Source organism: Pantoea sp. SGAir0180 (assembly GCF_043546245.1).
The window spans coordinates 2,382,680-2,405,790 of record NZ_CP028071.1; the positions used below are offsets into that span (position 1 = coordinate 2,382,680).

19 protein-coding genes are annotated in these 23,111 nt (G+C 55.1%); 5 read left to right on the plus strand and 14 right to left on the minus strand.

Annotation, left to right across the window (positions count from 1 at the left end):
• Positions 1-200: 200 nt before the first annotated feature.
• The gene (gene ybjG / locus C1N58_RS11125; RefSeq protein ID WP_033737669.1) at positions 201-806 is read left to right on the plus strand and encodes an undecaprenyl-diphosphate phosphatase; all 606 of its coding nucleotides are present in this window, start codon (positions 201-203) and stop codon (positions 804-806) included.
• A 91-nt stretch (positions 807-897) separates the two neighbouring features.
• Here ybjG and C1N58_RS11130 read toward each other — a convergent pair whose 3' ends face one another.
• Positions 898-2,100 carry a serine hydrolase gene (locus C1N58_RS11130; protein WP_058701041.1) on the minus strand — a complete coding sequence of 401 codons (1,203 nt, stop codon included), beginning with the start codon at positions 2,098-2,100 and terminating at the stop codon, positions 898-900.
• Between the two features lie 273 nt (positions 2,101-2,373).
• Between C1N58_RS11130 and C1N58_RS11135 the strand changes: the two genes are divergently transcribed.
• Entirely contained in the window at positions 2,374-3,030 is a 657-nt protein-coding gene (locus C1N58_RS11135; RefSeq protein ID WP_058701042.1) for an HAD family hydrolase, read from the plus strand.
• Position 3,031: 1 nt separating this feature from the next.
• Here C1N58_RS11135 and C1N58_RS11140 read toward each other — a convergent pair whose 3' ends face one another.
• Together C1N58_RS11140 and C1N58_RS11145 are read right to left on the minus strand one after the other, a co-directional pair.
• Positions 3,032-4,168 carry a PQQ-dependent sugar dehydrogenase gene (locus C1N58_RS11140; protein ID WP_058707616.1) on the minus strand — a complete coding sequence of 379 codons (1,137 nt, stop codon included), beginning with the start codon at positions 4,166-4,168 and terminating at the stop codon, positions 3,032-3,034.
• A 159-nt stretch (positions 4,169-4,327) separates the two neighbouring features.
• Complete coding sequence (locus C1N58_RS11145; RefSeq protein ID WP_033737671.1) at positions 4,328-4,963, minus strand: carbonic anhydrase; 636 nt, start codon at positions 4,961-4,963, stop codon at positions 4,328-4,330.
• Between the two features lie 375 nt (positions 4,964-5,338).
• Here C1N58_RS11145 and rimO point away from each other — a divergent pair, with 375 nt between their 5' ends.
• The gene (gene rimO / locus C1N58_RS11150) at positions 5,339-6,667 is read left to right on the plus strand and encodes a 30S ribosomal protein S12 methylthiotransferase RimO (RefSeq protein WP_394564176.1); all 1,329 of its coding nucleotides are present in this window, start codon (positions 5,339-5,341) and stop codon (positions 6,665-6,667) included.
• On the opposite strand, the gene C1N58_RS11155 is transcribed toward rimO, so the two are convergent.
• The 6 genes from C1N58_RS11155 to C1N58_RS11180 all read right to left on the minus strand — a co-directional run bounded on the left by C1N58_RS11155 (position 6,664) and on the right by C1N58_RS11180 (position 13,452).
• Complete coding sequence (locus C1N58_RS11155) at positions 6,664-7,113, minus strand: DUF4385 domain-containing protein (protein ID WP_033737673.1); 450 nt, start codon at positions 7,111-7,113, stop codon at positions 6,664-6,666. The genes rimO and C1N58_RS11155 overlap by 4 nt on opposite strands.
• Positions 7,110-8,015 carry a glutathione ABC transporter permease GsiD gene (gene gsiD / locus C1N58_RS11160; RefSeq protein ID WP_394549739.1) on the minus strand — a complete coding sequence of 302 codons (906 nt, stop codon included), beginning with the start codon at positions 8,013-8,015 and terminating at the stop codon, positions 7,110-7,112. Before gsiD ends, C1N58_RS11155 begins: the two co-directional genes overlap by 4 nt.
• A complete protein-coding gene (gsiC, locus tag C1N58_RS11165; RefSeq protein WP_394564177.1) occupies positions 8,015-8,941 on the minus strand; it encodes a glutathione ABC transporter permease GsiC in 927 nt (308 codons plus the stop codon). The genes gsiD and gsiC overlap by 1 nt, the downstream gene beginning before the upstream one ends.
• Positions 8,942-9,050: 109 nt before the next feature.
• A complete protein-coding gene (gene gsiB, locus C1N58_RS11170) occupies positions 9,051-10,586 on the minus strand; it encodes a glutathione ABC transporter substrate-binding protein GsiB (protein ID WP_033737674.1) in 1,536 nt (511 codons plus the stop codon).
• Positions 10,587-10,640: 54 nt separating this feature from the next.
• Positions 10,641-12,530, minus strand: coding sequence for a dipeptide ABC transporter ATP-binding protein (locus tag C1N58_RS11175; RefSeq protein ID WP_081049466.1), 1,890 nt, complete (start codon positions 12,528-12,530; stop codon positions 10,641-10,643).
• Positions 12,493-13,452 (minus strand): isoaspartyl peptidase/L-asparaginase family protein, encoded by a 960-nt coding sequence (locus tag C1N58_RS11180; protein WP_033737675.1) that lies wholly within the window; start codon positions 13,450-13,452, stop codon positions 12,493-12,495. The genes C1N58_RS11175 and C1N58_RS11180 overlap by 38 nt, the downstream gene beginning before the upstream one ends.
• 218 nt (positions 13,453-13,670) lie before the next feature.
• Here C1N58_RS11180 and moeA point away from each other — a divergent pair, with 218 nt between their 5' ends.
• Both moeA and moeB read left to right on the plus strand, forming a co-directional pair.
• A complete protein-coding gene (gene moeA / locus C1N58_RS11185; RefSeq protein WP_394564178.1) occupies positions 13,671-14,906 on the plus strand; it encodes a molybdopterin molybdotransferase MoeA in 1,236 nt (411 codons plus the stop codon).
• Positions 14,907-15,674: a molybdopterin-synthase adenylyltransferase MoeB gene (moeB, locus tag C1N58_RS11190; RefSeq protein WP_058707619.1), complete on the plus strand. Its 768-nt coding sequence runs from the start codon at positions 14,907-14,909 to the stop codon at positions 15,672-15,674.
• Positions 15,675-15,767: 93 nt separating this feature from the next.
• On the opposite strand, the gene C1N58_RS11195 is transcribed toward moeB, so the two are convergent.
• The 5 genes from C1N58_RS11195 to C1N58_RS11215 all read right to left on the minus strand — a co-directional run bounded on the left by C1N58_RS11195 (position 15,768) and on the right by C1N58_RS11215 (position 23,030).
• Positions 15,768-17,360, minus strand: a complete 1,593-nt coding sequence (locus C1N58_RS11195; RefSeq protein WP_039341417.1) for an ABC-F family ATPase — start codon at positions 17,358-17,360, stop codon at positions 15,768-15,770.
• 321 nt (positions 17,361-17,681) lie between these two features.
• The gene (locus C1N58_RS11200) at positions 17,682-18,083 is read right to left on the minus strand and encodes an H-NS family histone-like protein (protein ID WP_014606234.1); all 402 of its coding nucleotides are present in this window, start codon (positions 18,081-18,083) and stop codon (positions 17,682-17,684) included.
• Positions 18,084-18,785: 702 nt separating this feature from the next.
• Positions 18,786-20,315 (minus strand): efflux transporter outer membrane subunit, encoded by a 1,530-nt coding sequence (locus tag C1N58_RS11205; RefSeq protein ID WP_058701048.1) that lies wholly within the window; start codon positions 20,313-20,315, stop codon positions 18,786-18,788.
• 1 nt (position 20,316) lies between these two features.
• Positions 20,317-21,885: a DHA2 family efflux MFS transporter permease subunit gene (locus C1N58_RS11210; RefSeq protein ID WP_054634255.1), complete on the minus strand. Its 1,569-nt coding sequence runs from the start codon at positions 21,883-21,885 to the stop codon at positions 20,317-20,319.
• The gene (locus C1N58_RS11215; RefSeq protein ID WP_394564179.1) at positions 21,882-23,030 is read right to left on the minus strand and encodes an HlyD family secretion protein; all 1,149 of its coding nucleotides are present in this window, start codon (positions 23,028-23,030) and stop codon (positions 21,882-21,884) included. Before C1N58_RS11215 ends, C1N58_RS11210 begins: the two co-directional genes overlap by 4 nt.
• Positions 23,031-23,111 lie beyond the last annotated feature (81 nt).

The window sequence follows — 23,111 nt, forward strand, 5'->3', positions numbered from 1 at the left end:
TTAAACCGCATTGCAACCTCTGTGCAGATTAAGAACCTTGTGATGGACTCGCCGGGCATCTGGATTCAGGATAGCTGACTTAATTTGTTAGCAATGTGTGCTGGCAGATGCGACAGACTCCATCCGGTTTGACCTGCTTGTCAGGCTTTTTTTGGATCGAGAAAATCTGAACATCAGTAAAACGAGGAACCGTTCACGTAATGGAAGAATTAAACCGTACCCTGTTCACGGCGATTAACGCGACGCCCGACTCACCTCACTGGTTACTGCAGCTTGCCACGTTTATTGCCAGAGACGTCATTGCCATCGTGCCACTTTTGATTGTGGCGTTGTGGTTATGGGGCCCGCGCGATCAGGTTGCGTCACAGCGTGTGCTGGTGCTGAAAACCGGCATCGCGCTACTTTACGCACTGGCGATATCCTGGTGCGTTGGTCAACTGTTACCGCATCCGCGGCCTTTCGCCATTGGTTTCGGTTATCAGTTTCTTCATCACGCACCTGACGACTCGTATCCGAGCGATCATGGCACCACCATTTTTACTTTTGCGCTGGCCTTTCTCTTCTGGCACCGCCTCTGGTCAGGCGTCATCCTGATGGTCGTAGGTACCGCAATCGCCTGGTCACGTATTTATTTGGGCGTGCACTGGCCAATGGATATGCTGGGCGGCTTGCTGGTAGGTATGCTGGGTTGTCTGGCGTCGCATCTTGCCTGGCAGCTTTATGGTGAACGCCTGTTGAATGTTCTTAACCCCGCTTACCGACTGCTGTTTGCGCTACCGATTCGTAAAGGCTGGACGCAGAGTTAATCTTTTGCTGATGTCGGCGCAAACGTACGTGGATTTCAGGGCCAAACGGGCCGCCTGCCGTAAAAAAGGGACGCCCTCGCGTCCCTGATTGTTAGCTGAACCACTTCCCGAACCAGCCGTTGAACTTCATCATCACAAAATCGATCATCCGGCTGAAGAAGCCGCCCTCCGGCACATCCTGCAGCACGACCAGTGGCCGTTGTTCAATGGTTTTGCCATCCAGCTGGAAATTAATGGTGCCGACGACCTGATTTTTCTTCAGCGGCGCTTCTAACTGGGGCGATGACAGCGTATAGCTGGCTTTCAGGTTTTTCATCTGACCTTTTGGAATGGTCAGCGCGGCATCCTTCGCCACGCCCAGACTGACCTGACTCTGATCACCAAACCAGACGCGCTGCTGGGCGAACGGGGCATCCGCTTTTACTGGCGTAACCGTTTCGAAGAAGCGGAAACCCCACGTCAGCAGCTTTTCGCTTTCGCGGAAGCGAATGGCATCGCTGGCGGTGCCCAGCACCACCGAAATCAGTCGCATATCGCCCTCGGTTGCCGAGGCGACCAGATTATTACCTGCGCCTGACGTATGGCCCGTCTTGATGCCGTCAACGTGAAGGTTGGTGCTCCAGAGCAGACGGTTGCGGTTCATCTGGCGAATATGATTGAAGGTGAACTCTTTCTCTTTATTCAGTGCGTACTCTTCCGGCACGTCGCGGATCAACGCCTGACCAAGCAGCGCCATATCCCGTGCGGTACTGTACTGCCCTTCCGCATCCAGACCGTGTACCGTCATGAAATGTGTATTGGTCAGCCCCAGCGCTTTAACGTAGTTATTCATCAGCCCGATAAACGCGTCCTGACTGCCTGCCACATAGTCGGCCAGCGCGATACAGGCATCATTGCCTGACTGGATCACAATGCCTTTATTCAGCTCATGCACCGGAATACGATCGCCCGGTTTAAGAAACATCAGCGACGATCCGCGCAGTTTGGGGTTGCCGGTCGCCCAGGCATCCTGTCCTACGGTCACCATGTCATCTGGCTTAATTTTGCCGGCTTTAATTGCCTGCCCAACCACATAGCTGGTCATCATTTTGGTCAGGCTGGCTGGATCAAGCCGCTGGTCCGCATTGGACTCGGTCAGGACCTTGCCGCTGGCATAGTCGATTAAGATCCAGGCTTTGGCATCAATTTGAGGAGCATCCGGTGCCTGTACTGCCAATACAGTCATCGGTGCAATCAGTAGCAAAGAGGTGGCAGCGACGCGCCGCAGGTGAGATGAGAAGCTAGTTTTTGTCATGAGCTTGACCGGATTGTCCTTGTTAAAACGGAAAGTCAAAGGCGTGAAACCCTCTGTCAGAACGCTACCCGCTGGCGTGACTGAAAAAAACCGCTTAATCGTAAAGTTTTATAGATTTTAGTAGATTAACCCTGGCATGACCGCCGCGCGCGTGCCATTTTCCGGCAACAGTGTCGTCCATAAAAATGCGTTAAATTCCGAAATTTTCATCAGAAAGTTAAGGCCGTCACAAAACTGGGTTAACCTGACGCTATTCACTCGAGGAGAACCCGTATGGACCTGGCACTGTTTGATCTGGATGAAACGCTGATTAGTGAAGACAGCACCGGCCTGTGGCTGCGCTGGCTGGTTTCACAAGGCTTTGCGTCCAGTGAGCTGATTGAGGAAGAGCAGGCGCTTATGCGCCAGTATTACGCCGGGACGCTGTCCATTGAAAACTATATGCATAAAACGCTGTCCCCGTTAAGCGGCATGGCGACCCTGACGGTTGAGGGCTGGATCCGCCGCTTTATTCATCGCGACATTATGCCGCGCGTCTATCCTGAAGCCCGGGAACGTCTCAAATGGCATCAGTCACGTGGCGACAGAATCATTGTTATCTCCGCCAGCGGTGAACATCTGGTGACGCCGATTGCCCGCCAGTTAGGGGCCTGCGGTGCCCTCGCCATCGGTGTGGAAGTGGTGGATGAGCGCTACAGCGGCAACACCTACGGAACGATGACCTTTCAGCAGGGCAAAGTGACGCGGGTGGAAGAATGGAAAGCCCAGCGGCCGGATGAACACTACTCACATACCTGGGCTTACAGTGATTCTCTGAACGACCTGCCGATGCTGGTGCAGGCCGATTATGCTCACGTGATTAACCCTGCGGAACCGTTACGCCAGGAAGCCGAAAAACGCGGCTGGCCGGTTTACCACTGGGCGCGTTAAGTTAACCGCGGGAGGCGCTGGCGTCCTGCGCCAGCCCTACCTTCAGGAGCTTGCCGTTAGCTTCATCCGTCAACACATACAGATACCCATCCGGCCCCTGGCGGACATCACGAATGCGTTCGTTTCGCTCACCCAGCAGGCGTTGCGCCTCAACGACTTTTTCACCATTGACACGCAGTCGAATCAGTTGCTTCTCTTTCAGCGCCCCGATAAAGAGCGAGTTTTTCCACTGGGGGAAACGGGCACTGTTATAAAAGGCCATGCCGCTTAGCGCCGGTGAAACTTTCCAGTAAAATACCGGCTGTTCCGTGCCCGCCACGTGCGTGCCTTTCGATTCAGGAACCTTGCTGCCGTTGTAATCAATCCCATAGGTCGCCAGCGGCCAACCATAATTTTTCCCTTTTTCGATCACGTTGACCTCATCGCCACCACGTGGGCCGTGCTCACTTTCCCACATGACCTGTGTCCAGGGATTAAGCGCCAGGCCTTGTGGGTTACGTAAACCGTAGGCCCAGATTTCAGGCCGGGCGCCCTGCCTGCCCACGAAAGGATTATCCCTGGGGACGCTACCGTCGCCGTTCAGGCGCAGCAGTTTTCCCTGCAGCTTGTCGAGATCCTGGGCGGCGCTGCTGACAAAATTATCCCCGAAGGCAATCCACACGAACCCCTGACGGTCAAAGGCCAGCCGGGTGCCAATATTGTTGCCGCTTGAGAGCCGGGGCGTTTGGCTGATGACTTCATGAAAATCGGTCAGCTGGCGATGATCGTCGCTGAGTGTGCCATAACCCACGACGGCCCCCGCCTTGCCGTCGCTGTCCGCTTTGGTATAGCTGAGCCACACCCGACGGCTCTGGGCAAAATCCGGGGCCAGCACCACATCCAGCAGGCCGCTCTGTCGCTGCGCCCACACCGCGGGCACGCCCTTAATCGGCTCAGATAAACCGGTATCAGGTCGCCAGCTACGCAACTGGCCGGCGCGTTCAGTGATGAGTAACGTCTGGTTATCCGGTAAAAAGGCCACCGACCAGGGATGGTCCAGCTTATCCTGAAGCACCTTCACCGTCAGATCATCCGCCCATAACGGGCTGGAAACGAGTAACGCGCCATTCAGTAACAGTAGGGTGGAAACACGGGTCATAGCATTCTCCAGACAGAGGCAGTGTGTTTAAGCGTAGTCAGCCTGTCCGTCATGATGTTGAGGATTTACAAAAGATTAAACAGCGTGGGCGTGATAAAGACGGGATGAAAAAACAGGCGGTAAGGGGCCCGCGACCTGAACGGCGCGGGCAAACGGAACTTACTCGAAAAAGGTCTCGGGATTATCCGCCAGCGAGATGAACTCTTTACCGCCGGGCGTGAGCGCCAGAATGGTGCCCGACTCAATGTCGTAAACCCAGCCATGCAGACGCAGCTTGCCCTGACGTAACCCTACCGACACCGAAGGATGGGTTTTCATGTTGTTTAGCTGCGCAATCACGTTCTCCTGCACCATAGCGTTGAGCTTTTTCTCGGGTGATTCATAGTCACGCTGCTCCACCACCGCTTTGGCCGCATCGGCAAAGCGCAGCCAGTGCTCGACGGCTGGCATGCTGTCCATGCAGGCACAGGACGAAATCGCGTTCATCGCACCGCAGTTAGAGTGGCCACAGATGATGATGTCAGAAACGCCCAGCACCATCACCGCATACTCAATGGTGGCTGACACGCCACCCGGCTCCGGCCCAAAAGACGGCACAATGTTGCCCGCATTACGGATAACGAATAGCTGCCCGGGTTCCTGCTGCGTGACCAGCTCCGGCACCAGACGGCTGTCTGAGCAAGAGATAAACAGGGCTTTCGGGTTCTGATTTGAGGCCAGACTTTTGAACAGCGCCTCTCTTTCAGGAAAGACAGTCTGCTGAAAACTCAGAAACCCGTTAATGATCTCTTTCATTATTTTGCTCTCACATTATCCACGTCATTGTCTGAAAGGCCAGGCTCTCAGCACTTGTTAAGCGAATCATTATTAATGAAAACAAGCAAATATCAACCAACAATATGATCTTCAAATGGCGTTATCACCTGCGTTGATAAGAAAATTAACGAATTAATTTTTAGCTATTTATTAGAAATCCTTTTGCAAAACGGCGGGTTACTGCGGTTTTCTTCCTTTCCGATCATCGGCTTAAACGCCTGTCACTCTCGGGAACCCTTTACGGTTTTTTGCGTGACTTTACACTGTTATGCCTGAGGTCAGATAACGCTACAATTTTCATCGCAACACAGGTAAAATCGCGCGCCATTGCTGTGCTGAACCGGAAACCACCTTATGTCCACTACTACTACACTGCCGCCGCGCGTGGGATTTGTCTCGCTTGGCTGCCCCAAAAACCTTGTCGACTCTGAGCGCATTCTGACGGAACTGCGCACCGAGGGCTATGAGGTGGTCCCACGCTATGACGATGCGGAAATCGTTATCGTCAACACCTGCGGATTCATCGACAGCGCCGTCCAGGAATCGCTGGAAGCGATCGGTGAAGCCCTGAACGAAAACGGCAAGGTGATTGTGACCGGCTGCCTGGGGGCGAAAGTCGACCAGATTCGCGAAGTGCACCCGAAGGTACTGGAAATCACCGGTCCGCACAGCTATGAACAAGTGCTGTCGCACGTGCACCGCTACGTGCCGAAGCCCCAACATAATCCGTTCCTGAGTCTGGTGCCGCAACAGGGCGTGAAGCTGACGCCGCGTCATTACGCTTACCTGAAAATTTCTGAAGGCTGCAACCATCGCTGCACCTTCTGTATCATCCCGTCTATGCGCGGCGATCTCGACAGTCGTGCCATTGGCGAAGTGCTGGACGAAGCAAAACGGCTGGTTGAAGCGGGCGTGAAAGAGTTGCTGGTCATTTCGCAGGATACCTCGGCTTACGGCGTGGACGTGAAACACCGCACAGGGTTCTGGAACGGCGCGCCGGTGAAAACCAGCATGGTGAGCCTGTGCGAGCAGTTAGCGAAACTCGGCGTGTGGGTTCGCCTGCATTATGTTTATCCTTATCCTCACGTGGACGACGTGATTCCACTGATGGCAGAAGGCAAGATTCTGCCGTATCTGGATATCCCGCTTCAGCACGCCAGCCCACGCATTCTGAAGCTGATGAAGCGTCCGGGTGCCGTGGAACGCACGCTGGAGCGCATTAAGCGCTGGCGTGAGATCTGCCCGACGCTGACGCTGCGCTCAACGTTTATTGTAGGCTTCCCCGGCGAAACCGAAGAAGACTTCCAGATGCTGCTCGACTTTATTAAAGAAGCGCGTCTGGATCGTGTGGGTTGCTTCCAGTACAGCCCGGTTGAAGGCGCAACGGCAAACCAGTTACCCGATCCGGTCGATGACGCAGTGAAACAGGAACGTTATGACCGCTTTATGCAGTTGCAGCAGCAGATCTCTGCCGAGCGCCTGCAGGAAAAAATCGGCCGTGAAATTATAGTCATCATCGATGAAGTCGATGAAGAAGGCGCGATTGGTCGCAGCATGGCTGACGCGCCAGAGATCGATGGTGCCGTCTATCTGAATGGCGAGAGCAACGTTAAGCCGGGCGATGTTCTGCGTGTCAAAGTGGAACATGCTGACGAATACGATTTATGGGCGAGCCGCGTCTAACCATACTTCTGCTGGTGCGCTTTTTTGCGCGCCAGATAATCGTCATCTGCCCGTAGCTTATCCCAGTACGCTTTGAAAATGGCCGCCGCAGCGGCCTTTTCTTCGTCCCTGCCCCGGGGCAACTCCTTGCCCTCCGCATCGTATTTCCGTCCGCCCTTATGGTTGCTGTAGCGGCGCGCACGGGTGTAGCCCATTTGAATAAATTTGCGCGCCATGTCCATGCCCACAAAGTCATCCTGCTGGCGATAGGCTTCGAACAGCCGCATGATTTCTTCTGCCGAGGCTTTCGCAACCTCAACGGTACGAAAACGCCAGTGCGGCAGGATTTCGCCTTTATAGGGCTGGACCATCAGCACGCCCTGCTCACCGCGCCCGACCTGATAACGTTCAGGATGTTTGCGGAAGTCGATAGTGCTGAAGTCTTGTTCATAGTCAAAAGGTTTCATGTCTTCAGTTTAGGATCAAGTGCGTCACGTAGCCCGTCGCCAAGCAAATTAAAGGCTAAAACCGTGAAAAAAATAGCCAGTGCCGGAAAAATCGCCACGTGCGGCGCGATAACCATATCCGCGCGCGCTTCGTTGAGCATCGCGCCCCACTCTGGCGTCGGTGGCTGCGCGCCCAGCCCCAGAAATGACAGGCTTGCGGCGGTGATAACCGAGGTCCCGATGCGCATGGTGAAGTACACCACAATAGAGGATACCGTGCCGGGCAGCAGGTGACGTATCATGATCGTCCAGTCTGACGCTCCGATACTGCGGGCTGACTCGATGTAGGTTTGCCGTTTCAGTACCAGCGTATTGCCACGCACCAGGCGGGCAAAGGCAGGAATACTGAATATCGCCACGGCGATAATGACGTTACTGATGCCACTGCCCATGATGGCCACGACGGCAATCGCCAGCAAAATGCCGGGAAACGCAAACAGCACGTCGCAGATGCGCATGGTGATCCTGTCCCACCAGCCTTCATAGTAGCCCGCCAGCAGTCCTGCCAGCGTCCCCACTATCGCCCCTATCGCGACGGAAACGAAGCCGGCGAGAAGCGAAATTCGGGTTCCCACCAGCACGCGGCTAAAGATATCGCGTCCCAGTGAATCCACGCCAAACCAGTGCACCAGTGAGGGGCCGTCGTTAAGTCGGTCGTAATCAAAGTAATTTTCTGCATCGAATGGCGCAACATACGGTGCCGTAAACGCCAGTACGATCAGCACCAGGACAAACAGGCCCGCCAGCAGAGCGACCGGCTGACGACGAAAGCGTCGCCAGAATTCCCGCCAGGGCGTTCTTACCCGGTTGCTGTCCAGCAGTGGCATGTGTTTGAGTGCCGCTTCCCGTCGCCAGTTTTTCATCAGGTGTCCTTAAAGCGAATCGCCGGGTTAATGACGGCATACAGCATATCGACAATCAGATTGATCAAAATAAACTCCAGCGAAAACAGCAATACCTCTGCCTGAATCACCGGATAGTCACGCATCTGTACCGAATCCACCAGCAGGCGTCCCAGCCCCGGCCAGTTGAACACGACCTCAACCACAATCGAGCCACCCAGCAGGAAACCAAACTGCAGGCCCATCATGGTGACCACCGGTATCATGGCATTCCGCAGACCGTGCTTAATCACCACGCGGTACTCACTGACGCCTTTGGCACGCGCGGTGCGCATGTAATCTTCCTGCATCACCTCCACAAAGGATGCCCGGGTGAAACGGGCCATCACAGCCGCTACCGCCGCGCCCAGCGTGAGAGAGGGCAAAATATAGTGCTGCCAGCTGTCTGCGCCCACCGTAGGCAACCAGCCCAACTGGACGGAAAACACGTCCATCAGTAACATGCCCAGGGCAAAAGCCGGAAAAGAGATACCCGAAACCGCGAGCGTCATGCCGAGGCGATCCGGCCAGCGATTGCGCCATACGGCCGAAACAATGCCGATCGCCATGCCCAGGATCACCGCCCACACCATGCTGGTGAGCGTCAGCCACAGGGTTGGCATAAAACGCGTAGCGATTTCCGCCGAAACCGGACGCCGGGAAACCAGCGACTGACCAAAATCCCCCTGCAGCGCATTGACGATAAAGTGCACAAACTGCACCGGCAGGGGTTTATCCAGGCCCAGATCCTGACGGACCAATGCCACAACAGACGCATCGGCTTCCTGTCCGGCAATCAGCCGCGCCGGATCGCCCGGCAGCAGATGGACAAACAGAAACACCAGCACTGCCACGATAAACAGCGTGGGAATCAGGCCCAGCAGGCGTTTAAGAAAATAGTTAACCATGTGACATCCCACACAACAGTCAGCAGCGCAGCTGACCTGCCCGGTGCCTCATTGCTGACGAGGCACCGGGCATCACACATCCTGTTCAGGACAGAACAGGTCCGGCGACTTACTTCATCTCGGCGTCATCAAAACTGAATGACGTATCCGGCATCATGTAAAAACCGCTCAGGTTTTTGCTGTGTGCGGACACCAGTTGCTCCACCACCAGCGGGATCCACGGATGATCGTTCCAGATGGTGTCCTGCGCATCTTTATACAGTTTGGCTTTTTCCGCCTGATCGGTCGTTTTCAGCGCGTCGGCCAGGTCTTTATCCACCTTCGGATTGCTGTAAAACGCCGTGTTGAAGATCGCCGGTGGCCAGGCTGCGGTTGCGAACAACGGCGTCAGCGCCCAGTCGGCTTCACCCGTTGAGGCTGACCAGCCAGTGTAGAACATGCGCACGCCGCTCTCTTTCTGGCCCTTGCCTTCCACTTCCGCTGCGCGCTGTCCCGCATCCATCGCGGTCACTTTCACCTTCACGCCGACCTGTGCCAGTTGCTGCTGAACAAACTGCAACACTTTCTGTGCCGTGCTGTGGTTATGCGACGACCAGAGCGTGGTGTCGAAACCGTTCGGATAACCCGCTTCTTTCAGCAACGCTTTTGCTTTAGCGGGATCGTAAGGAATGGGCGGATACGTTTGCGCATAGGCAATAGAGGGAGGCACTACGCCGGTAGCAGGTGTGGCATAACCGGCGAACGCAACTTTAACCAGTGCCTGGCGATTGATCGCGTACTCCAGCGCCTCACGCACTTTCGGATTATCAAACGGTTTTTGTGTCACATTCAGGCTGATGTAGCGCTGCATGATGGAGGGCGATACCACCACGTCCAGCTTGCTGTCCTTCTCCAGCAATTTGGCCTGCTCATAAGGCACCGGGAAGGCAAAGTTCGCTTCACCGGTCTGCAGCATGGCCGCACGCGTATTGTTATCCACGACCGGGCGCCACGTAATGCTGTCGAGTTTGGGATAGCCTTTTTTCCAGTAGCCGTCCCATTTCTTCACCTTCACAAAGTCGGTCTGATTCCAGGTCACAAATTCGAACGGCCCGGTGCCCACCGGATGAAAACCGATGTCCTTACCGTATTTTTTCAGGGCGGCAGGGGAAATCATCACCGCCGCAGGGTGCGCCAGAATATTAATAAAGGCCGAGAACGGCTGCTTCAGCGTAATTTTCACCGTCGTGGGATCGACCGCTTCCGTGCTGGCGATGTATTTAAACAGGTTATAACGTTTGAGATGGTTGTCGGGATTACTGGCCCGATCCAGGTTGACCTTGACCGCCTCGGCATTAAAGTCGGTGCCATCCTGAAACTTCACGCCTGAGTGCAGCTTAATGGTGTAGGTCAGGCCATCGCCGCTCACCGTGTAACTGTCCGCCAGCACATTGGTCAGTTTCATATCTTTATCAAAGCCAAACAGCCCCTGATAAAATGATTTCGCGACCGCCTGGGACAAGGTGTCGTTAGCGTCATAGGGATCAAGCGTGGTGAAATTAGAGGCGACGGCGATCACCGCATCACCCGCGGCCCAGGCGGGCAGCGTCATGACGCTACTTAATATCCCTGCTGCCAGTAAGCTTCTACGCATCGTTATCTGCATTGTTTTCTCCTGTAATCCCTGTCTGATTTATCGCCGTGGCGATAGCGTATTATTTCAGATCGCGCTGGTGGCAGAGCGAGCCACAAAATGACCGGGGGCCACTTCCATCAGCGAAACCCGTTCGGGTTCATCGCCCAGTGCACGAATCGGGCTGGGGATCTCATCGACCAGCAGACTGCGCTCGCGTTGCCGACGTGTCGGGTCGGCAACCGGCACGGCGGCCATTAATTTTTGGGTATACGGATGATGTGGCTGCCCGAATACCGACTGACGTGGGCCGATTTCCACAATCTGTCCAAGATACATCACCGCTACGCGGTGGCTGATGCGCTCAACCACCGCCATATCATGGGAAATAAACAAAAAGGCGATACCAAATTCACGCTGAAGGTCTAGCATCAGGTTGATGATTTGTGCCTGAATGGAGACATCAAGCGCGGACACCGACTCATCGGCAATCACCACTTTGGGGTTCAGCGCCAGTGCCCGCGCGATGCAGATACGCTGACGCTGGCCACCCGAAAACTCATGCGGATAACGCTTTGCGTGTTCCGGCAGTAAGCCAACCTTTTCCAGTAACCAGGCCACGCGCTGTTCCGCTTCGCGTCGTGGCATCACCTTGTGAACCAGCAGCGGCTCCATAATCGAAAATCCCACCGTCAGGCGCGGATCGAGCGATGCATAAGGGTCCTGGAAGATAAACTGAATATCGCGCCGCAGATGCGCCAGCGCCGCTCCCGAAAGATCGTTAATACGCTGCCCGTCAAAGATAATGCTGCCTCCCTGACTGGCGACCAGTTTTAGCAGTGAACGTCCGGTGGTCGATTTACCGCACCCGGATTCCCCCACCAGCGCCAGCGTTTCGCCTGCATACAGATCAAAGCTGATGTTCTCGACCGCGTGCACCCGGCTCGTTACGCGATTCAGTAATCCTGAGCGAATATCGAAGCGCGTGACCAGATTGCGCACCTGCAGGATGGGCGGGCGATCGTGACGTACGGTGTTTTGCGGTACGTCGGGTGCCGCATCGTTGAGCAGGAGAGGAAATTTCGCGGGCAGCGGCTGGTCCTGCATCGCACCCAGGGTCGGGACAGCGGCCAGCAACGCCCGGGTGTAAGGCTGCTGCGGTGCGCTGAACAGCTCGGCGGTAGGGGCGTTTTCCAGCACCTCACCGCGATACATCACCTGGACGCGGTCCGCCATTTCCGCCACCACGCCCATATCGTGAGTGATAAAAATCACGCCCATCTGCATCTCTTTCTGCAGCTCGCGGATCAGTTGCAGGATCTGGGCCTGAATCGTCACGTCCAGAGCAGTAGTCGGCTCGTCGGCAATCAGCAGCGCAGGCTTACACGACAGGGCCATCGCAATCATCACGCGCTGCCGCATACCGCCGGAAAGCTGGTGAGGATAACGGCGCAGCATACTTTGTGCGTCAGGAATGCGTACCCGATCCAGCATACGACGCGCTTCCGTCAGGGCTTCGGACTGGCTTTTACCCTGATGCAGTCGAATGGATTCTGCGATCTGATCGCCTACCGTAAACACCGGATTCAGCGAGGTCATCGGTTCCTGGAAAATCATGGCCATATCCGCGCCGCGCACCCTGGGCATCTGACCGCGCGGCATCCGCATCAGATCCAGTGCCTCACCACTGCGTCGACGCAGCCGTATCTCACCACTGACCTCTGCGCTGTCCTGCGCCAACAGGCGCATGATCGCCAGTGAGGTGACGGATTTGCCCGAGCCGGACTCGCCCACTAAAGCCAGCGTTTCGCCGCGAAACACATCAAGTGAAAGATGACGCACGGCTTCGGTCACCTGGCCGTCATGGTGAAAACGTACGTTCAGGTCGCGCACCGCCAACACCTGTTCGGGAGACAGAGGGAGCCTGTCAGGCTGGCTGTTAGCTTTCACGGTAAATTGCGACCTCTGCGACGTCATCCACCCGGGCAACAGCCCGGTACATGCCTTCGCTGTTGAACGGCAGTGCCACATTGCCCTCCCGATCAACCGCAATCAGCCCACCGCTGCCGCCCAGCTCCAGCACGCTGTCATGAATCACATTGACGCTGGCCTGTTGTAATGTCCGCCCGGCGTAACGCATTTGTGCCGCCACATCGTAGGCCGCCAGGGTGCGGATAAACACTTCGCCAGTGCCGGTGCAGGACACCGCCGCGCTGTCGTTACTGGCATAGCAGCCTGCGCCAGGCAACGGTGAGTCGCCTACGCGCCCCTGCTGTTTATTGGTCATGCCGCCGGTCGACGTCGCCGCCGCCAGGTTTCCCGCCAAATCCAGCGCCACGGCACCGACCGTGCCAAACTTACGATCCGGGTCAAGAGGATCGCCGCCCTGGGCGGCGCCATCGTGGTCAAGCACAGCGGCATCGCTGCGCAGCGCCCGTTGCAGTTGCTCCAGGCGTTCAGGCGTGGAAAAGAAATCCGGTTCAACCTGCTCAAGCCCCTGCGCAAACGCAAAGGCTTCGGCCCCTTCCCCGATCAACAGGACATGCGGGCTGTGGTCTAACAGCGCACGCGCTGCCAGTACCGGGTTGCGCAGCCGGGAGACGCCCGCCACTGCCCCAGCCTGCAGCGTTCTGCCATCCATGATGCTGGCATCCAGCTCATGCGTGCCCTGATGGGTAAACACAGCACCTTTACCCGCATTAAACAACGGGCACTCTTCCAGCCTGCGCACCGCTTCAGTCACCACATCCAGCGCGGATGCGCCCTGCGCCAGCAGGGTTTGGCCATGTGTCACAATATCGTGAAGCGCCTGACGATAAGCCTGTTCTTTCTCTGCGCTCATGGCAGCACGCGTAATTGCGCCTGCGCCGCCATGAATGGCGATCACTGCTTTAGCCATACTGCGTTACCCTGTGGTTGCATCAGAAGGAAAAACACTGATTTTGAATGGTTTTACGTCTTGTTAGCGTATTTTTGAATATAGAAAGCCCGCCATAGCTTGTAAAGCGGAAACTGGTCCCGCGCTAATAACCTTTCGTTGTGGCTTATACCGATGTGACTCTGAGGATAAAAGCCACCATAATAGTCAGCAATTGCAACAGACAGACTGAGACAATAATGGAAAGCTTTACTGCCGGACTGATTTCCCTTGAAGACGCGCAACAGAAGATGCTGGCGCAACTGACGCCCATCACCGAATCCCTGAATGTGCCCCTGACTGACGCGGCCGGGCGCATCACCGCCTGCAGCGTGACCTCCCCCATTGATGTACCGCCTTTTAACAACTCAGCCATGGACGGTTATGCCGTCAGGCTTGCTGATGTACAAGAGGGTCAGCCCTTAACGGTTGCCGGTAAAGCCTTTGCCGGTGCGCCGTTTTCGGGTGACTGGCCTGCGGGCAGCGTCATCAGAATCATGACGGGCGCGCCGGTACCGGACGGCTGCGATGCCGTCGTCATGCAGGAGCAAACCCATCTGCAGGGCGAACAGATTGTTATTGATGCGCCCGTAAAAGCCGGAAAAAACATCCGCCTGATCGGCGATGATATCCGGGCAGGCCATCAGGTCCTTGCGCCTGGCGTGCGCCTGGGCGCTGCGGAACTGCCGTTGCTGGCCTCATTAGGCATCGCCACGGTGAAGGTGCTGCGCAAATTGCGCGTGGCAATTTTCTCCACCGGGGATGAGCTGCAACCCGTGGGCCAGCCGTTGTCTGACGGGCAAATCTATGACACCAACCGGTTTGCCATCTCCCTCATGCTGCATAAGCTGGGCTGCGAGGTGATCGATCTTGGCATTGTTCGCGACGATCCGGTCGCCCTTCGGGCTGCCTTTATGGACGCCGATCGCCAGGCCGATGTGGTCATCAGCACCGGCGGTGTCTCTGTCGGTGAAGCCGACTTTACTAAGGCGATGCTGGAGGAACTGGGCAGTATTCGCTTCTGGAAGCTGGCCATTAAACCGGGCAAACCTTTCGCCTTTGGCCGCCTGGCAAACAGCTGGTTCTGCGGCCTGCCCGGCAATCCGGTCTCGGCCGTCGTGACCTTTTATCAACTGGTGCAGCCCCTGCTGGCCCGTCTGACCGGACAGTCAGCTTCGGCTTTACCGCCACGTCAGCGCGTGCGTACAGCAAGCGCACTGAAAAAATCGCCAGGCCGTCTGGATTTTCAGCGCGGTGTGCTGCGGCGAAATGCTGAGGGTGAAACAGAAGTCATCAGCACGGGTGCCCAGGGTTCGCATGTGTACAGCTCGTTTTCACAGGCTAACTGCTTTATCGTACTGGAGCGTGAGCGCGGCTATGTCGAGGCGGGAGAATGGGTAGATGTTGAGCCCTTCAACGCCCTGCTGGAGGGATAAATGCTGCCCGAACTCAGCCACGAGGAAATGCTGCGCTATAACCGGCAAATTGTCCTGCGGGGGTTTGACTTTGACGGACAGGAAGCCCTGAAGGCCAGCCATGTGTTGGTCGTGGGCCTGGGCGGTTTAGGCTGTGCAGCCGCACCTTATCTGGCGGCAGCGGGCGTCGGTCACCTGTCTCTGCTGGATTTTGATACGGTTTCGCTCTCAAACCTGCAGCGACAGATTCTGCATCATGATGCGGATATTGGTCGGGCCAAGGTCGAATCCGCCCGGGCACGCCTGGCGGAGATCAATCCCCACTGTCAGTTATATCCTGTCCACGGCCAGTTGGACGATAACGCGCTGCGGGCGATCATCGCCAGGCAGCAGGTCGTGGTCGACTGCACGGATAATGTCAGCGTGCGTGAACAGCTTAACCGGCTTTGTTATGAACTGAAGGTGCCTCTGGTTTCGGGCGCGGCGATTCGCATGGAAGGTCAGTTGAGTGTGTTTGACTGGCAGCCTGGTGCGCCCTGCTACCGCTGTATCAGCCGTTTGTTTGGCGCTCAGGTGCTCAGCTGCGTGGAAGCCGGTGTAATGGCGCCGCTGGTGGGCGTTGTCGGTGCCATGCAGGCGATGGAAGCGATAAAGCTGCTGACCCGGTTTGGCACGCCCGCGCGCTCACGTTTGCTCATGTATGATGCCATGCGCGCAGAGTTTCGCACGATGCATGTCGCACAGGATCCGAATTGTGAAGTCTGTGGCCATTCTGAGTGCACAGGCTAAAGGCCGGTCTGATTGAACGCTGAGCGTGAGCGATTACAAAAGGCGGGTAAATGCACGAAAGAAAACGGGGTAGTCAGCGCTACCCCGCAGGTCTTAAACGATGCCCTGACTGCGCAGGTAGTCTTCGTAATTCCCGGTGAAATCGACGATGCGATCCGCCTTGATTTCCATAACACGCGTCGCCAGTGAGCTGACGAATTCACGGTCATGGGAAACGAAAATCAGCGTGCCTTCATACATTTCCAGCGCCATGTTTAATGACTCGATGGATTCCATATCCAGGTGGTTGGTGGGTTCATCCATAATCAGAATGTTAGGCTTCTGCATCATCAGCTTGCCGAACAGCATGCGCCCTTTCTCACCACCCGACAGCACCTTGGCGGGCTTTTTAATGTCGTCCTGAGAAAACAACAGGCGGCCAAGAATACCGCGTACGGCCTGCTCATCATCGCCCGGCTGCTTCCACTGACTCATCCAGTCAAAAACCGTCAGATCGTCAGCAAAATCGTCTGCGTGGTCCTGCGCGTAATAGCCAATTTTGGCATTCTCGGACCATTTAACGCTGCCGCTTTCTGGCGTCAGTTCGCCGACCAGGGTTTTTAACAGCGTGGATTTACCGATACCGTTAGCCCCTAATATCGCCAGTTTTTCACCGACTTCCAGCAGCAGATTAAGATTTTTGAACAGAGGACCGTTATCAAAGCCTTTCGTCAGGCCTTCCACTTCCAGCGCATTACGGAACAGTTTCTTATCCTGTTCAAAACGGATATATGGATTCTGACGGCTGGAGGCTTTCACTTCTTCCAGTTTTATTTTATCCATTTGTTTAGCGCGCGAGGTGGCCTGACGCGATTTAGAAGCGTTGGCACTAAAGCGGCTGACAAACGACTGCAGATCGGCAATTTGCGCTTTTTTCTTGGCGTTATCCGCTAACAGACGTTCACGCGCCTGGGTGGCCGCGGTCATATATTCATCATAATTACCGGAATAAACGCGCAGCTCGCCATAGTCCAGATCGGCCATGTGCGTGCAGACCATATTGAGGAAGTGACGGTCGTGCGAAATGATAATCATGGTGCTGTCGCGTTCGTTTAACACCTGCTCCAGCCAACGGATGGTATCGATATCCAGGTTGTTGGTCGGTTCGTCCAGCAGCAAAATATCCGGATTAGAAAACAAGGCCTGGGCTAAAAGAACGCGTAATTTAAAGCCTGGCGCAATTTCGCTCATCGGCCCGTAATGCTGTTCAACCGGGATGCCCACGCCAAGTAATAATTCACCGGCGCGCGATTCCGCGCTGTAACCATCCATTTCGCCATACTGTACTTCCAGGTCTGCGACTTTGTAGCCTTCCTCTTCGCTCATTTCGGGCAGGGAATAAATACGGTCACGTTCCTGTTTCACTTCCCATAATTCATGGTGCCCCATGATTACCGTATCAATCACACTATATTGTTCAAAGGCGAACTGGTCCTGGCGTAATTTACCAATACGTTCATTGGGATCGTAGGAAACATTGCCGCCCGACGGCACCAAATCGCCACCCAAAATCTTCATGAAGGTGGATTTTCCGCTGCCGTTCGCACCGATTAAACCGTACCGATTACCCCCGCCAAATTTAACGGAGATATTTTCGAACAGTGGCTTGCTGCCAAACTGCATGGTGATATTGCTGCTAACTAACACGGCATTGACCTTAGTGAAGAGAGTGGATGGAAAACGGCGGCTATTATGCCAGATGTGACGTAGCGCACGCCAGTCTCCGGCTACCCTTGCATGAGTGTCTGTTGAAAACGCATGACTTTTTATTTTCACTGCCCGTACGTTTGCCGCTTAACCCAGCCGCTGGCTAAACGTACCGGACGCTGCGCAGAGGGGAAGCCCTACCTGCGCACGCCACACCGGGTGCATGACAGCGAGAGTAATAAAGCAAAGAGCAGGGTTTTTTAAATAAAAAAAGCCGGCGACATAAATGTCGCCGGCTACCACTTACAAGGATTGTGTCGATTAATCGATCAGGAAGCTGTCCAGGCTTTTACCTTCGTCCAGCGCTTTTTTAATTGCTGCTGGCGTGCGGCCCTGGCCGGTCCATGATTTTTTCTCGCCATTTTCGTCGGTGTAAGAATATTTAGCCGGACGTGGCGCACGCTTAGTGCGTTTTTTACCCTGCTCCAGCGCACCTAATAATTCATTAGGATCGATGCCATCAGCCAACAGCATTTCGCGATATTTCGATAACTTCTCTTCTTTTTCACGATTCTGTTGTTCTTCAGCGTGCGCTTCTTCACGACGTTCCGTTACTACAACGGTCAATTTCTCAAGAATTTCTTCCAGATCGCTCAGTGGCAGTTCACGAGCCTGGGCACGTAATGTGCGAATGTTGTTTAGAACTTTAAATGCGTCACTCATCACAATATCCTTGATTAAGGGGTTTAATTAAACTGTAGCGTCAAGATTACCTAATTCAAATAAAAAAATAAATTAATTTATTACTACAGATAATTCCGATAGGTTTTTTAAATGTCAGTGAAGTATTCAGAATGCTTATGTGGAGAGATAATTAACCTCAAATTAACACTAAATGCCTGCTATCCTTGCACAATGTAAACGATTTCATTGATTACACTTACTGTATGAATTCGCTATGCGCTTTTAAATTTTAACGCTGAATATTTTTTAACACCGGTGAAGAATTTGGATTAATTTGCCTGTCCTGAGTCAGACGTTCTCCGCCCGGAACACGCGGTCTGTGAACAAAATAGCTGACGTCGGGTACGAGGTTTATCGCGCTTCGCCACAATAATATCGGCTTTATGGCGAATAAAATGTGGGGATATTGCCTTTGTCCCCCTTCACTCCCCGACAAAAATGCTGCATCGGCACAGGCAAGGCGACGGCGTTTCACAGCCGTTATAAGGTTGAATACATTTACAGACAATTTATGCTTCACAGTAAGTGCGCCGGCTAAATAGCCAGCAACCCTTTTAAACCACCAGCTTTAAGGGTGATTAAATGAGTTTACTAAACGATATAACAGATAAATAATAAAGCGCAGGTATTACACTGTCTGATAACAGGCCGTGGTCTGCCGAAAGGCCACGGCCTGAAGGATTAATTTACCTGGGTCGCAGGTCCAAACACGTCATACTGAGGGAGCTGAACGTTTTGATAGGTTTCCCAGCCGCCGCCCAGCGCTTTGTAGAGCGCCACCAGATCCAGCCCGCTTTGCATGCGCGCCTGTGTTGCCTGCTCCTCGGCCTGGGCGAGCTGGCGCTGCGCATCAAGCACCTCAAGGAAGGTCGATAATCCCTGACGATAGCTGTCGCTCGCCAAATCAAAGGTCCGTTGCAGTGCACCGGTCGTTTCGTCCAGCGCCGTGACGCGCTGCTGATCGGCCCGGTAACTCACAAGGGCGTTTTCGACATCCTGCAAAGCCGTCAGCACCGTCTGGCGATAATCCAGCGCCGCGCTGGCCTGCTGAGCACGTGCAAGCTTCACGCTGGAAACCAGCCGGCCTCCCTGAAAAAGGGGAATCGACAGCGAAGGCCCCACGCTATAGAAGTGGCTGCTCCAGTCGTCCAGATAACTGGCATCGGTATTGCGCACGCCCAACTGTCCGGTAAGAGAGAGGCTGGGGAACAGCTGTGCGACAGAAACGCCGATCCCGGCGGTTTGCGCATGGAGTTTCGCCTCTGCCTGGCGAATATCCGGGCGTCGACGCGCTAAGGTTGAGGGAATGCCGACCGCGACCGCATTCGGCAAGGCTGGCAGCGCTTTCGGCGTCTGCAGTTCTGCATCCAGCGCGCCGGGGGTTTTACCGATAAGCACAGCCAGACCGTTCATCGCCTGACGCGTTTGCGCCTGATACTGCGGTAGCTGCGCCTGTAAACTGCTCAACTGTGCCCGGGCATTTTCCACATCGGTTAACGGCGCCAGGCCATTGCGCTGCTGGCTTTGTGTCAGTTGCCAGGTCTGATCCGCCACCGCGATTTGCTGTTGCAGCGTGTTGACGGTTGCCTGCGCCCCACGCAGTTGTAACCAGGCACGGACAACTTCCGCTTCCAGCGACACCAGCGCATCGTTACGTTGCTCAATGGCCGCCTGTTGCTGTGCATTGGCTGATTCGATCTGACGTCGTACCTTGCCCCACAGATCCAGTTCCCAACTGGCATCGAAGCTGCCCTGATATAAGGTGACGGGCTGCGTCAGCCCGTTCAACTGGCTGGCGACAGTGCTGTCTACCTGGTCATTGACCCCATTCGCTTTCAGCAAACCTTCCAGCCCCAGTTGCTGACGCGTGACTTTTGCCGAACCGTTCAGGCTGGGAAACAAGCCGCCCTGCGCCTGAGATAACTGCTCGCGCGCGCCCGCAATGCGCAGGACGGTCTGCTGCAACGACAGATTACCCGCGATTGCGCGGGCAATCAGGCTGTCCAGTTGGGGATCGTTGAAGTTACGCCACCAGCGCGTATCCACTGCCGACGTCTGCGGTTTCGAGCGCTCCTGAGAATCCAGCGCGTGGTAGCTGCCCGGCAGCTGAGGTTTTGGCGCCTGGTAGTCCGGGCCCACGCTGCAACCTGCCAGCGATAACGTCAGCAACAAGGTAAAGGGATTCAGGCGATACGTAGTCATAACCTTCATGTCAGTGTGCTCCTGCACTGCCTTCGCTTTTGACGGGCGACAGCAGCCAACAAAATGGAATCAAAATCAGGGCGACAATACTTAAGCCTGAAAAGACGTCGATATAAGCCAGAATGCGTGACTGGACAATCATCTCTTTATAGAGCTGGCCGGTTGCCAGCGTCACGGGATCGCCCACCGCCGACGTAAAGTCGCGAATCGCCTGCGCCCAGTGCTGAACGGTAATGTTAAATTGTTCATTTAACGGCGTCATGTTGTGCACCATGTGGGCCGAACGCGCCTGCTCCCGCTCCGTAATTGCCGCCGTGGATAACGAGATGCCAATCGAACCCGCAACGTTACGGAACATCGTAAATAATGCTGATGCATCCGCGTTCAGGCGTTGTGGGATGGTAATGAAGGCAATGGTGGTCAGCGGCACAAACAGGAAGCCCAGGCCAATAGACTGCGCACTGCGCATCATGACCAGCGTGGAGAAATCGACATTGGGCGTTAACGTGGAAGAGTAGAAAAACGCCAGGGCCAGGCAGCTAAAACCAAATGCGATGATATAGCGGGTTTGCACGACCGGCATCAGCTTAAGCACCAGCGGAATCGTCAGCACAATCAGCACGGCTCCGGGTGAAAGCACCAGCCCTGACCAGGTCGCCGTATAACCCAGATCCTGCTGGGCCAGTTGAGGCAGCACGACGGAACTACCATACAGAATCATCGCCATCCCGGCCATGAGCAGGCCCGCAACCCAGAAGTTACGGTCTTTCATTACCAGAATGTCGACCACCGGTTTGCGAGCATACATTAGCCAGTAGACGGCTCCGACAATGCCGACCAGCGCCAGTACCGCGAATAACACAATAAAGTGCGACGCAAACCAGTCCTCATCTTCACCCCGATCCAGCATTACCTGCAGGCAGCCCAGGCCCAGCGTAATTAAACCGATACCGATGTAGTCAATTTTCAGTTTGCCCCTGGCCCACTTGCGCTCCCATGGCGGATCTTCCAGCAGCGGCAAAATGGCCATGATCGTCAGGATACCGACCGGGATATTGATAAAGAACACCCAGCGCCAGCTGTAGTTATCCGTAATCCAGCCGCCCAGCGTCGGGCCGATAACAGGCGCCACGATAATCGCAATCGAGGAAAGGCCAAACGCTTTGCCCCGATCCTCAGGTTTAAAGTAGTCGAGCAGCACCGACTGCTGCACAGGCTGCAGGCCGCCGCCGAAAAACCCTTGCAGGACGCGGAACAGAATGATCTGCCAGAGTTCGGTGGCAATACCACACAGGAATGAGCAGATTGTGAACATGACGATACAGATTAAGAAAAACTGTTTACGGCCAAATAAACGACTGAAGAAGGCAGAGATGGGCAGCACAATGCCGTTCGCCACGAGGTACGAGGTCAGCACCCAGGTGGATTCATCGTAACTGGATGAGAGCGAACCGGCGATATGTGGCAGGGCCACATTCACGATGGTGGTATCCAGGATTTCCATAAATACCGCCAGCGTTACCGTAATGGCCACGAGCCACGGATTACTGGCGGGTTTCCAGCTCTGCGATTCACTCATTCCACGGTTACCTTCGGTTCAACCGATAAGCCCAGTGGCAGTGGACGGTTAGGATCCAGTCCTTTATCAATCACAATCTTGACCGGCACGCGCTGAACGATTTTCACGTAGTTGCCCGTGGCATTCTCCGCCGGGAAAGTCGAAAAGCGCGAACCGGTGCCCATCTGGATGCTGTCGACGTGGCCTTCAAGTTTCATGTCAGGCCAGGCATCCACGCTGATGGTTACCTTGTCGCCGGGATTCATTCGCTCCAGCTGTGACTCTTTAAAGTTGGCGGTGATCCAGATATCCGGGGAAACCAGTGAGAACAAGGCGCTGCCCGCCTGAACCAACGTTCCCAACTGGACGTTTCGCTTAGTCACAAACCCGTCGTAAGGAGCACGAACCTGTGTGTAAGACAGATTCAGCTCGGCCACATTCAGTTGGGCTTTTGCCTGCTCGACCTGTTCCTGACGCGCTTCAACATTGGTTTCCTGCTGACGGATTTGCAGGGCCACCTGCGAGGCGACTTCCACCTGAGCTTTGGCATTTTGCAGTTGTGCCTGCGCGGAGCGTAACTGCGCCGAGGCTGAATCAATATTGCGTTGACTGGTGGCGCGGGGATCGACGCCGCGCTGACGACGGTAATCCGCCTGCGCATTCAGGTAGTTGGCCTCGGCTTTGGCCTGATCGGCCAGCGCCTGGTCGCGTTGCGCCGGGTACTGAACGCGCGACAGTGCCAGTTGCGCCTGAGCCTGGTGCAACTGTGCCATGGCCAGGCCAAGCTGTGCTTTTGCCTGCGCGCGCTGGGCTTCGTTATCGCTGGGATCGATTTCCACCAGCAGATCGCCCTTCTTCACGCGCTGGTTGTCTTTCACCAGCAATTTTACGACGTAACCCGAGGCTTTCGCTGCGATAGTCACTGCGTTGCCTTCGGTAAACGCATCGTCAGTCGTTTCTTCATTACGGGTGGTAAACCAGAAGAAGAACGCCACGATCAACATCACCACAACGACGACCGCCAAAATAATTAACGGCTTTTTGCCGGGACGCTTACGCGGTTTCTCGTCGTTATCGCTTTGGCTATCGTGTGCTGGGCTGTTTTTATCGGGCGCGTTTTCTGTGTCTTTCTGGTGTGGGTCGCGGTTGTTGTTGTTCTCGCTCATAGTGTCCGTCGCTGGCTAAGGCCCTCAGTCCTGGGCGTAGAAAGTCAACTAAACATTAGATCGAAAACTGACAAAATCCAG